Origin of the sequence: Bradyrhizobium sp. Leo170, from assembly GCF_004296405.1 — a bacterium.
Lineage (GTDB): Bacteria > Pseudomonadota > Alphaproteobacteria > Rhizobiales > Xanthobacteraceae > Bradyrhizobium.
In genome coordinates, this window is sequence record NZ_PSRR01000293.1 from 1 (window position 1) to 10,983 (window position 10,983).

Annotated in this window: 11 protein-coding genes; 6 read left to right on the plus strand and 5 right to left on the minus strand. The window is 64.7% G+C overall.

All coding sequences use genetic code 11. The features are described from left to right. Nucleotides 1–66 precede the first annotated feature (66 nt). The 4 genes from CWO89_RS33540 to CWO89_RS33555 all read right to left on the minus strand — a co-directional run bounded on the left by CWO89_RS33540 (nucleotide 67) and on the right by CWO89_RS33555 (nucleotide 3,729). On the minus strand, nucleotides 67–1,359 hold the full coding sequence (locus tag CWO89_RS33540; protein WP_130582766.1) for an MFS transporter: 1,293 nt from the start codon (nucleotides 1,357–1,359) through the stop codon (nucleotides 67–69). Nucleotides 1,360–1,529: 170 nt separating this feature from the next. After that, entirely contained in the window at nucleotides 1,530–2,726 is a 1,197-nt protein-coding gene (locus CWO89_RS33545; RefSeq protein ID WP_130582767.1) for an acetyl-CoA C-acyltransferase, read from the minus strand. Nucleotides 2,727–2,751: 25 nt separating this feature from the next. Continuing rightward, nucleotides 2,752–2,958, minus strand: a complete 207-nt coding sequence (locus CWO89_RS33550) for a hypothetical protein (protein ID WP_130582768.1) — start codon at nucleotides 2,956–2,958, stop codon at nucleotides 2,752–2,754. Beyond that, entirely contained in the window at nucleotides 2,959–3,729 is a 771-nt protein-coding gene (locus tag CWO89_RS33555; RefSeq protein WP_130582769.1) for an enoyl-CoA hydratase, read from the minus strand. Nucleotides 3,730–3,874: 145 nt separating this feature from the next. Between CWO89_RS33555 and CWO89_RS33560 the strand changes: the two genes are divergently transcribed. Next, on the plus strand, nucleotides 3,875–4,411 hold the full coding sequence (locus tag CWO89_RS33560) for a PaaI family thioesterase (protein ID WP_130582770.1): 537 nt from the start codon (nucleotides 3,875–3,877) through the stop codon (nucleotides 4,409–4,411). Nucleotides 4,412–4,471: 60 nt separating this feature from the next. Continuing rightward, nucleotides 4,472–5,089 carry a TetR/AcrR family transcriptional regulator gene (locus CWO89_RS33565; protein ID WP_130582771.1) on the plus strand — a complete coding sequence of 206 codons (618 nt, stop codon included), beginning with the start codon at nucleotides 4,472–4,474 and terminating at the stop codon, nucleotides 5,087–5,089. 115 nt (nucleotides 5,090–5,204) lie between these two features. On the opposite strand, the gene CWO89_RS33570 is transcribed toward CWO89_RS33565, so the two are convergent. Continuing rightward, nucleotides 5,205–6,167 (minus strand): LysR family transcriptional regulator, encoded by a 963-nt coding sequence (locus CWO89_RS33570; protein ID WP_130582772.1) that lies wholly within the window; start codon nucleotides 6,165–6,167, stop codon nucleotides 5,205–5,207. 117 nt (nucleotides 6,168–6,284) lie between these two features. Between CWO89_RS33570 and CWO89_RS33575 the strand changes: the two genes are divergently transcribed. The 4 genes from CWO89_RS33575 to mmsB are packed head-to-tail and all read left to right on the plus strand — an operon-like array spanning nucleotide 6,285 to nucleotide 10,933. Continuing rightward, nucleotides 6,285–7,781, plus strand: a complete 1,497-nt coding sequence (locus CWO89_RS33575; protein ID WP_130582773.1) for a CoA-acylating methylmalonate-semialdehyde dehydrogenase — start codon at nucleotides 6,285–6,287, stop codon at nucleotides 7,779–7,781. 20 nt (nucleotides 7,782–7,801) lie between these two features. Beyond that, nucleotides 7,802–8,947, plus strand: coding sequence for an isobutyryl-CoA dehydrogenase (locus tag CWO89_RS33580; RefSeq protein WP_130582774.1), 1,146 nt, complete (start codon nucleotides 7,802–7,804; stop codon nucleotides 8,945–8,947). Next, nucleotides 8,944–10,020, plus strand: coding sequence for an enoyl-CoA hydratase/isomerase family protein (locus CWO89_RS33585; protein WP_130582775.1), 1,077 nt, complete (start codon nucleotides 8,944–8,946; stop codon nucleotides 10,018–10,020). Before CWO89_RS33580 ends, CWO89_RS33585 begins: the two co-directional genes overlap by 4 nt. A gap of 25 nt (nucleotides 10,021–10,045) precedes the next feature. Beyond that, nucleotides 10,046–10,933, plus strand: coding sequence for a 3-hydroxyisobutyrate dehydrogenase (mmsB, locus tag CWO89_RS33590; protein ID WP_130582776.1), 888 nt, complete (start codon nucleotides 10,046–10,048; stop codon nucleotides 10,931–10,933). Nucleotides 10,934–10,983 lie beyond the last annotated feature (50 nt).

Consider the following 10,983-nt stretch of genomic DNA (forward strand, 5'->3'; position numbering starts at 1 on the left):
GTGCCCACCATCCACGTTCGGTGCAAGGAAAGGTGGGCACGCTGCGCTTTGCCCACCCTACGGGATCTAAGCGGCTGCCGCGGCCGCTTTCAGCGCCGGCCGCTTGATCGCCAGCGCGATCGACGCTGCAACGAGGCAGAGTGCTCCGGCAATGAAGAAGGCGGGCAGGTAGCTTTCGTACACCGTCCGTGACAGGCCGGCGCCAAAGGCGGCGGCACCGGCGCCCAGTTGATGTCCGGCAAAGATCCAGCCGAATACGAGATTGGCGCGCTCGGCACCAAAACTCTGCGCGGTCAGGCGCACGGTTGGCGGCACGGTGGCGATCCAGTCGAGCCCGTAGAACATCGCAAACAGCGACAGACCGTAGAACGAGAAGTCCGTGAACGGCAGGAAGATGAGCGACAGCCCGCGCAAGCCGTAATACCAGAACAACAGCCAGCGGTTGTCGTAGCGGTCCGACAGCCAGCCCGAGATGATGGTGCCGAAGAAATCGAAAATGCCCATCGCGGCAAGCAGGCTCGCCGCCTGCACCTGGGGAATGCCGAAATCGAGGCACATCGGGATCAGGTGCACCTGGACCAGGCCATTGGTGGAGGCGCCGCAAATGAAGAAGGTCGCGAACAGGATCCAGAATACCGGGGACTTCGAGGCGTCGCGCAGCGTGCCAAGCGCCGCCGCCATGATCGGTGCATTGCTTGGCGGCGGCGCGGGGAGCGGCTCCTTGCCGGTGTCGCCGAACGGGCGGAGGCCGACGTCGCTCGGGCGGTCGCGCATGACGAGCAGCACCAGGAAGGCGGACAGGCCGAGCACGACGCACACCAGCGACAGCGCAATCCGCCAGCCGAAGCGCTCAGTGAGGCTCGCGAGCAGGGGCAGAAAGACGAGTTGGCCGGTCGCGACGCTCGCAGTCATGATGCCGATGACGAGGCCGCGCTGCGCGACGAACCAGCGCGCAGCGATCGTCGCGCCCAATACGAGCGCCGTCATGCCGGTGCCGATCCCGATCACGACACCCCACAGCAGCACCAACTGCCAGACCTGTGTCATCGCGAGCGAGGCAAGCAGGCCAGAGACCACGATGAGCTGGGCCGCCAAGGTCACATTGCGCAATCCGTAACGATTCATCAGCGCAGCCGCGAATGGCGCCATCAATCCGAACAGGATGAAACGGATCGAGAGCGCGGAGGAGATCTCCGCCGTGCTCCATCCGAACTCCTTCTGCAGCGGCACGATGAAGACGCCGGGCGCGCCGACCGTGCCTGCGGCGATCAGCGCGGTGAGGAAGGTGACGCCGACCATCACCCAGCCGTAATGGATATTGCGGCGGGTGAGGGTGGCCGCCAGCCAGTTCGAGATCATCGGGCCTCAGAAAATTCTACGGGAAGGTTAGTCTGTCAGGCAAATACTGCCCCGAGGGATGTATGACGTAAATGCCATACTTCCCTCATTTCAGGACATCAGGCCAGATTCTTGTTTTGACGCGTTTTCTTCACGCGAACAGGTATCCACTTCGCTCGAAAACGCTGTGTCTAGTGCGGGACGCGCTCGACCGCGATCGCGGTGGCTTCGCCGCCGCCGATGCAGAGCGCGGCGACGCCGCGCTTCAGGTTCTGCGCTTCCAGAGCATGCAGCAGCGTCACGATCAGCCGCGCGCCGGTGGCGCCGATCGGATGGCCGAGCGCGCAGGCGCCGCCATTGATGTTGAGTTTTTCGCGGGGAATTCCGAGGTCGCGCTGCGCGGCCATCGCCACCACTGCGAAGGCCTCATTGATCTCGAACAGATCGACGTCGCCGGCGCTCCAGCCGACCTTGTCGAGCAGCTTGCGGATCGCCGGGATCGGCGCCGTGGTGAACCATTGCGGCTCCTGGCTGTGGGTGGCATGGCCCTTGATCTCGGCCAGCACCGGCAGGCCGTCGCGATCGGCCAGCGAACGCTTGGCGAGGATCAGCGCCGCGGCGCCGTCGGCATTGGCGGAGGAGGCGGCCGGCGTGATGGTGCCGTTGGGGCGGAATGCCGGCTTTAATCCGGGAATTTTGGCAGGGTCGACCTTGAGCGGATGCTCGTCATTGGCGATCACGCGCGGGCCCGCTTTCTCCGTGATCGTGATCGGCACGATCTCGGCCTTGAAGGCGCCGCCCTCGACCGCGTTACGCGCCCGCGTCAGCGTCTCCATCGCGTAAGTGTCCTGGTCCTTGCGCGTGAACTGATAGGCCTCCGCGGTCGCCTCGCCGAAATCGCCCATCGAGCGTCCGGTCTCGTAGGCGTCCTCAAGTCCGTCCATCATCATGTGGTCGATGATGCGGTCATGGCCGGCGCGATAGCCGCCGCGCGCCTTGGCAAGCAGATACGGCGCGTTGCTCATGCTCTCCATGCCGCCGGACACCACGATCTCGGCCGAGCCGGCCTTGATGATGTCGTGGCCGAGCATGGTTGCCTTCATGCCGGAGCCGCAGACCTTGTTGACGGTGGTGGCGCCGGTCGCATCGGGCAGTTTGGCGCCGCGCGCGGCCTGGCGGGCCGGCGCCTGGCCCTGGCCGGCCGGCAGCACGTTGCCCATGAACACTTCGTCGACGCGCTCAGGCGAGAGCTTTGCCCGCTCCAGCGCCGCACCGATCACATGGGAACCGAGCTTGTGCGCGCTGAACGGCGACAATTCGCCCATGAAACGGCCAAGCGGCGTGCGGGCGGCGGAAAGGATGACGACGGGATCGAAGGCATTGGCCATGGCGGGCTCCCTGGAGGATTCTTGGTCACATGATGATGATCATATGATGCGCCGCAAAAATTGCAACGCCCGCCCGCATGAGAAATTGTCGTGCTTCATCCGCACCGCCGTCATCATCCGCCACCGGGTCGGCGCGAAGCGCCGCCCGATGACAGGCTCCGGCGGATGATCCAGTAACCACAAAACGACGTTCGGTGGTTACTGGATGCCCCGCCTTCGCGGGGCCTGACAACTAGCGCTTCCGCCCCAGGAACCCCTGCATCAGCCGCTGCGGTTCGCCGGTCAAGAAGGATTTCCCGAACACGCCCACGCTCAAATTGACCGACTCCGTCAGCGGCAGTTCTTCCCATTGCCGCAGCAAGTCCTTCTGGATGCGCAGCGCCTCGGGGCCGCATTCGAGCAGCGCCGCCACGGTGTGTTCGATCTCGGCGTCAAGCTCGCCTTGTTTTGCGACCTTGTCGACGAGGCCCCAGGCGAGCGCGGTCGGTGCGTCGATGTTCTCGGCGGTCATCACCAGCCAACGCGCGCGGCTCCAGCCGATCAGTCGCGGCAACAGCGCCGCATGGATCACCGAGGGGATGCCGACGCGCACCTCGGGCATGCCGAACCTCGCGTCATGCGCTGCGATCCGGAAATCGCAGGCCGCGGCCACTTCCAGCCCGCCGCCGAGACACCAGCCCGGCATTCGCGCGATGACCGGCGCCGGGAATCGGCGCACGGCCTCGCAGAGGTCGCGCAGTCGCGTGATGAAGATTTCCGCCGACTTCTGCTCGAGCTTGGCCATCTCCTTGATGTCGGCGCCGCCGATCATGCTCTTCTCGCTCTGGCCGGCCAGGATTACCGCGCGGATGTCGCGGTCATCGGCAAGCTTCTCGAATCCTTCGCGGACGCCATCGGTGACGGCCGAACTCAGGATGTTCAGCGAACCGGCGTTGCAGACGGTGAGGCGGACCACGCCGCGGGAATCGCGGTCGACGCCGCAATGGGGATTGAGCATTTCCATGGGATCATCTCGGGGCAGGGGAACATCCAGCCACTTCCCGGACAATCGTGGCGCTTGTCAAGCCGTCGCGCAACCGGTGTTGCGATGCAGTAGTGCGTGCAATAGAATGATGAATATCATCTAACGTCATTCAAAAGGAGTTGCCATGACCTTCGCCGATACTGCCGATCTGCTCTCGCCAGCGTCCCGCCGCGAGCGAGTGGTGAATTGGCAGGCGCCTGGACCGACCGCGAAGGTCGCTGCCGCGATGTCGGGCATGGAAGCGATGTGCGGGATTCGCGACGGTGTCCTGCCGCCGCCGCCGTTCGCCAAGCTGATCGGTTTCCGGATGGCGGTCGTCGAGCCCAGCCGGATCGTGATGGAACTTGATCCCGAGGAGAGCCTCGAGAACACGATCGGTCTCCTGCACGGCGCGACCGCCGCGGCGTTGCTCGATACTGCCATGGGCTGCGCGATCTCGACCATGCTCCCCGCTGGCCAGACCTCTGTTACGCTCGACCTGAAGCTCACATATCTGCGACCGCTCTCGGTGCGTTCAGGCACGATCCGCGCCGAGGGCAAGGTCATCAAGCTCGGCCGCCAAAACAGCTACACCGAAGGTTTCGTCCGCGACGGCGCCGGCAATCTTGCAGTGCACTCTACCGCGACCTTCGCCATGATCGGTGGCGCGAATTTGAAATAGCTACAGCTTTCTTTACGTCTTGATGCTATTATATGACCGGAAACATCCAATGAGACCCTCATGCGTTATTCGAAAGAACACAAGGCGGAGACCCACGAGCGGATCGTGAAACAGGCCTCGGTCAGGCTGCGCGAGCGCGGCGCCCATGGCATCGGCGTCGCCGACCTGATGAAGGAGGTCGGACTGACCCATGGCGGCTTCTACGCCCATTTCGATTCCCGCGAGGCGCTGGTGATCGAGGCGTTCGGCTACGCCATGGACCGCGCCAACGAGCGCTGGCGCAAGATCGTTGAGGAGACGCCGCCGGAGAAGCGGCTGGCGACCATCGTCGATTCCTATCTGACGACGACGCACCGCGACGATCCCGGCCGCGGCTGCGCGGTTCCGTCTCTCGGCGCCGAGATCGCCCGCGAAAGCCCGAAGACGCGCAAGGCGTTCGCCGCCAAGCTGGAGCGGATGATCGATATGGTGGCCGACCAGATTCTGGACGTGCCGCCGAAGGCCGCACGCAAGCAGGCGATGGCAGCGCTCGCGACCATGATGGGAACCGTCGTGATGTCCCGCATCGCCGGCAATGGCGAGTTCTCCGACGAGATCCTCGCCGCCGGCCGCGAAGCCGTATTGCCTCGTGCCGCCGCGAAGCCTGTGGCCAAGAAGCCGCGCGCAAAGGCGCATTGAAGCCCCCACTGCGCCCACCTGGGTCGTCCCGGGCTTGACCCGGGACCCATAACCACAGGACTTGATGAGGTGCGAGGCTATAACTGCTTGCTCGCACCACAACACTTCCCTGTGGTTATGGGTCCCGGCTTTCGCCGGGACGACGCGGTGTTGTTGTGGCGGGCGGCTCATACCCATTGAACAGCGCGCGCTCGTCCTCGACCGTCTCGTAGATGTAATCCGCCACGGCGCGGATGCGGGCGAGGTCCTTGCTGTCGGCGTGCATCAACAGCCAGAAGGTGCGTGAGATCCGCACCTCGTCCGGCAGCACAGGACGCAATTCCGGACGCGCCGTTGCCATGAAATGCGGCAGCACGGCAATGCCGTAGCCGGCGATGGTCGCGTTGAGCTGCGCGATCAGATTGGCGCTGCGGAATTTGGCGGAGATCTTGGGCGAGACCTGCGGCAGATAGTCGAGCTCGGGCGTGAACAAGAGTTCCTCGATATAGCCGACGAAGCGATGCGTCGGCAGATCGCTGCGCGCGGTGATCTTCGGCGCGCGGTCGAGATAGGCGGGCGCCGCGTAGAGGCCGAGGCTGTAGTCGAGCAATTTGCGGCCGACGATGCGGCCTTCCTTCGGCATCGACAGGCTGATCGCGATATCGGCCTCGCGCTTCGACAGGCTGAACAATCGCGCGGTCGCCACCAACTGCAGATCGACATCGGGATACCGGTCGGTGAATTTAACCAGGCGCGAGGCCAGGAAGTGGCTGCCGAAGCCGTCGGGCGCGCCGATCCGGACCGTGCCGGTCAGATGCGCGCGCGAGCCGCCGACCGCCTCCTGGTTGGCGACGATGGTCGATTCCATCGCCTCCGCGCTGTCGGCGACGCGCTGGCCGGCTTCGGTCAGGAGGTAGCCGGTCTTGCGGCGGTCGAACAACTTCGCCGAAAGGTGATGCTCCAGCCGGTCGACACGGCGGATCACCGTGGCATGATCGACGCCGAGTTGTTTTGCCGCAGCCGACACCGATCCGCCGCGCACGATGGCGAGCACGAAGCGAAAATCATCCCAGTCGATCGCGCCGCCTTGATCCAGCATTTCCGCACATCTATGGTGCAATTTATCGGACTTGAATCCCATAAAATGCGGGTCGATAGGGTTTGTAAAGCGATCTAGGTGCGGATCAGGCGTTCGGCCGGGACCAGGGAGGTTTTCATGCGTTCAATCGGACATTTCATCGGTGGCAAGGAGGTCAAGGGCACCTCGGGCCGGACGGCTGACGTCTTCGAGCCGATGACCGGCGATGTGCAGGCCAAGGTGGCGCTCGCCTCGAAGGCCGAGCTGCGCGCCGCGGTCGAGAATGCCAAGGCCGCGCAGCCCGAATGGGCGGCGACCAACCCGCAGCGGCGCGCCCGCATCATGATGAAGTTCCTGGAACTGGTGCAGCGCGACTACGACAAGCTCGCCGAGCTGCTCGCCCGCGAACACGGCAAGACCGTTCCCGACGCCAAGGGCGACATCCAGCGCGGCCTTGAAGTGGTCGAGTTCGCCTGCGGCATCCCGCATCTGATGAAGGGCGAATATACCGAGGGTGCCGGCCCCGGCATCGACATCTATTCGCTGCGCCAGCCGCTCGGCGTCGTTGCCGGCATCACGCCGTTCAATTTCCCGGCGATGATCCCGATGTGGAAGTTCGCGCCCGCGATCGCCTGCGGCAACGCGTTCATCCTCAAGCCATCCGAGCGTGATCCCGGCGTGCCGATGCGGCTTGCGGAACTGATGATCGAGGCCGGCCTGCCGCCGGGCATCCTCAACGTCGTCAACGGCGACAAGGAGGCGGTCGACGCCATCCTTGACGACCCCGACATCAAGGCGATCGGCTTCGTCGGCTCCTCGCCGATCGCGCAATATATCTACGAGCGTGCGGCCGCCACCGGCAAGCGCTGCCAGTGCTTCGGCGGCGCCAAGAACCACGCCATCGTGATGCCCGACGCCGACATGGACCAGGCGGTCGACGCGCTGATCGGCGCCGGCTACGGCTCGGCCGGCGAGCGCTGCATGGCGGTCTCGGTCGCGGTTCCCGTCGGCAAGACCACCGCCGACCGTCTCATGGAAAAGCTGATCCCGCGCGTGGAAAGCTTGAAGATCGGCACCTCGATCGATCCCTCCGCCGATTACGGCCCGCTGGTGACGCGCGAGGCGGTCGAGAAGGTCAAGAGCTATATCGACATCGGCATCAAGGAAGGCGCGACGCTTGCCGTCGATGGCCGCGGCTTCAAGATGCAGGGCTACGAGAAAGGCTTCTATCTCGGCGGTTCGCTGTTCGACAACGTCACCAAGGACATGCGGATCTACAAGGAAGAGATCTTCGGCCCCGTGCTGTCCGTGGTGCGCGCGCATGATTACAACGAAGCGCTGGCGCTGCCGTCGGACCATGACTACGGCAATGGCGTGGCCATCTTCACGCGCGACGGCGATGCGGCGCGCGATTTCGCCGCCAAGGTGAATGTCGGCATGGTCGGCGTCAACGTGCCGATCCCGGTGCCGATCGCCTATTACACCTTCGGCGGCTGGAAGAAGTCTGGCTTCGGCGACCTCAACCAGCACGGCCCGGATTCGATCCGCTTCTACACCAAGACCAAGACGGTCACCTCGCGCTGGCCGTCGGGCGTCAAGGAAGGTGCGGAGTTCTCGATCCCGACGATGAAGTGACCTCGCGCGAGGCGGGCGCTATGCAGTTCGCTCTGAACGAGGACCAGATCGCCATTCGCGACATGGCGCGGGCGTTTGCGGCGGAGAAGATCGCGCCGCACGCGCTGCGCTGGGACGAGGAGAAGCATTTTCCGGTCGACGTGATGCGCGAGGCGGCGGCCCTCGGCATGGGCGGCATCTACATCAAGGACGATGTCGGCGGCTCAGCGATGACGCGGTTCGACGCGGCGCTGATCTTCGAGGCGCTCGCGACCGGCTGTCCGACAGTGTCGGCTTACATCTCCATCCACAACATGGCGTCCTGGATGATCGATGCCTTCGGCAACGACGCGCAGCGCCAGAAGTGGCTGCCAAAGCTCTGCACCATGGAGCTGTTGGCGAGCTATTGCCTGACCGAGCCGGGCTCGGGTTCGGACGCCGCGGCGCTGCGTACCCGCGCGGTGCGCGACGGCGATCATTACGTGCTGAACGGCCAGAAGCAGTTCATCTCGGGCGCCGGCGGCGGCGATCTCTATGTGGTGATGGTCCGCACCGGCGGCGATGGTCCCGGCGGCATCTCGACATTGGTCATTCCCGCCGACACGTCCGGCCTCTCGCTCGGCGCCAATGAGCGCAAGATGGGCTGGAATGCGCAGCCGACCCGCGCGGTGATCTTCGAGAACGCGCGCGTGCCGGTCGAGAACCGGCTCGGCGAGGAGGGCATCGGCTTCAAGATCGCGATGGCCGGGCTCGACGGCGGCCGGCTCAACATCGCCGCGTGTTCGCTCGGCGGCGCGCAGAGTGCGCTCGACAAGGCGCTCGCCTATATGAAGGACCGCAAGGCCTTCGGAAAGCGGCTCGATGAATTCCAGGCGCTGCAGTTCCGCGTCGCCGACATGGCGACTGAGCTGGAGGCCGCGCGCACCTTCCTTTGGCGCGCCGCCGCCGCGCTCGACCGTAGGGATCCCGAGGCGACCAAGCTTTGCGCGATGGCAAAGCGCTTCGGCACCGATGTCGGTTTTGAAGTCGCCAACCAGGCGCTGCAGCTCCACGGAGGCTACGGTTACCTCAGCGAATATGGCGTCGAGAAAATCGTGCGCGATTTGCGCGTGCACCAGATCCTGGAAGGAACCAACGAGATCATGCGGCTGATCGTGGCGCGGAAGTTGATTGAGGGAGCGCGATGACGGCTGCCGTGCAGGATGAAGGCGACCTGATCGTTCGCCGCGAAGGGGCGGCGGGCGTGATCCGCCTCAACCGTCCCAAGGCGATCAATGCCATGACGCTGGAGATGTCTGAGGGCATCGACGCGGCGCTGGACCAGTTCGAGGCCGATCCTGCTGTTGCCGTCGTGCTGCTGGAAGGCGCCGGCGAACGCGGCCTCTGCGCTGGAGGCGACATCCGCGGGCTCTATGAGAGCTCCAAGGCGGGAGGCGATCTCGGCAAGCGGTTCTGGCGCCAGGAATACATCATGAACGCGCGGATCGCGAAATATCCGAAGCCATACGTGGCGTTCATGGATGGTTTGGTGATGGGCGGCGGCGTCGGCCTGTCCGGCCACGGTTCGCACCGTGTCGTCACCGAGCGCACGAAACTGGCGATGCCCGAAGTGGGCCTCGGCTTTTTTCCTGACGTCGGCGGCACTTGGCTGTTGTCGCGTTCACCGGGCGAAGTCGGCGCTTACTTTGGCCTGACCGGGCAGACCATGAACGGGCCCGATGCGATCTATGCGAAATTCGCCGACGCCGAGGTGCCGTCGTCGAAATTGCCCGAATTGCGCGCGGCGCTGACGAAGGTCGGCGCCGGTGTGACACACGCCGAGGTCAGGAAACTGATCGACGGCTTTGCGACCGGCGAGACATCAGGTCCTGCCGCGGCGATGCAGCCCAGGATCGATTCCTGGTTCGCGCATGGTCGCATGGAAAACATCATCGCATCGCTGCAGCGCGACGGCTCGGAGTTCGCGCTGTCGACGTTGAAGGTGCTGAACGAGAAGTCGCCGCGCGGCATGGTGGTGACGCTGAAGCTGTTGCGGCTGGCACGCACGTCGTCCTCGCTGGAGGAATGCCTGGTGCGGGAATATCGCGCCGCGCTCGCGGTGTTCGCCAGCGACGATTTTCGCGAGGGCGTGCGCGCCGCCGTGATCGACAAGGACCGCAATCCGAAATGGTCGCCGCCGCGGGTCGAGGACGTGACCGCGGAGATGCTGGCGCCATACTTCGCCGAGATCGGCGCCGACGAATTGACATTCGAAAAATAGAAGACAGGACGGGGAGGACATCGAGATGGCAACGATCGCATTCATTGGCCTTGGCAACATGGGCGGCCCGATGGCTGCCAATCTGGTAAAAGCCGGCCACAAGGTGACGGCGTTCGACCTGGTGGCGGCGTCGCGCGATCAGGCGAAGGGTGATGGCGCTGCGATCGCAGAGAGCAGCGTCGCCGCGGTGAAGGGTGCCGACATCGTCATCACCATGCTGCCGGCCGGCAAGCACGTGCTGTCGGTGTGGAACGAGGTCCTGCCTGCGGTGACCAAGGGGGCGCTCATCATCGACAGCTCGACCATCGATGTCGAAAGCGCCAGACAAGCGCATGCGCTTGCGGCGAAGTATGGGGTGTTGTCGGTAGATGCGCCGGTCTCCGGCGGCACTGGCGGCGCCAAGGCGGCGACGCTCACCTTCATGTGCGGCGGCGAGGAGAAGGCGTTCGCCGCGGCCAAGCCCGTGCTCGAGAACATGGGCAAGAAGATCGTGCATTGTGGCGGCCCCGGCGCAGGGCAGGCGGCCAAGATCTGCAACAACATGATCCTCGGCATTTCCATGATCGGCGTCGGCGAAGCGTTTGTGCTGGCGGAGAAGCTCGGGCTCTCGCATCAGGCGCTGTTCGACGTCGCCTCGACGTCGTCAGGCCAGTGCTGGGCGATCACGAGCTATTGCCCCGTGCCGGGCCCGGTTCCGACCTCGCCCGCCAATAACGGCTACAAGCCCGGCTTCGCCGCGAACCTGATGGTGAAGGATCTGACGCTCGCGCAGGACGCCGCCAACACCGCCGGTGCGGTCACGCCGCTCGGCAAGCATGCCCAGGAAATCTATAAGGCGTTCGATGCCTCTGGTAACGGCGGGGTCGACTTTTCCGGAATTATCCAGCACGTTAGGGCGCTCGCCGGAAAATAACTTTGCTCGTAGCCCGGATGGAGCGAAGCGAAATCCGGGACAGCTCGTGA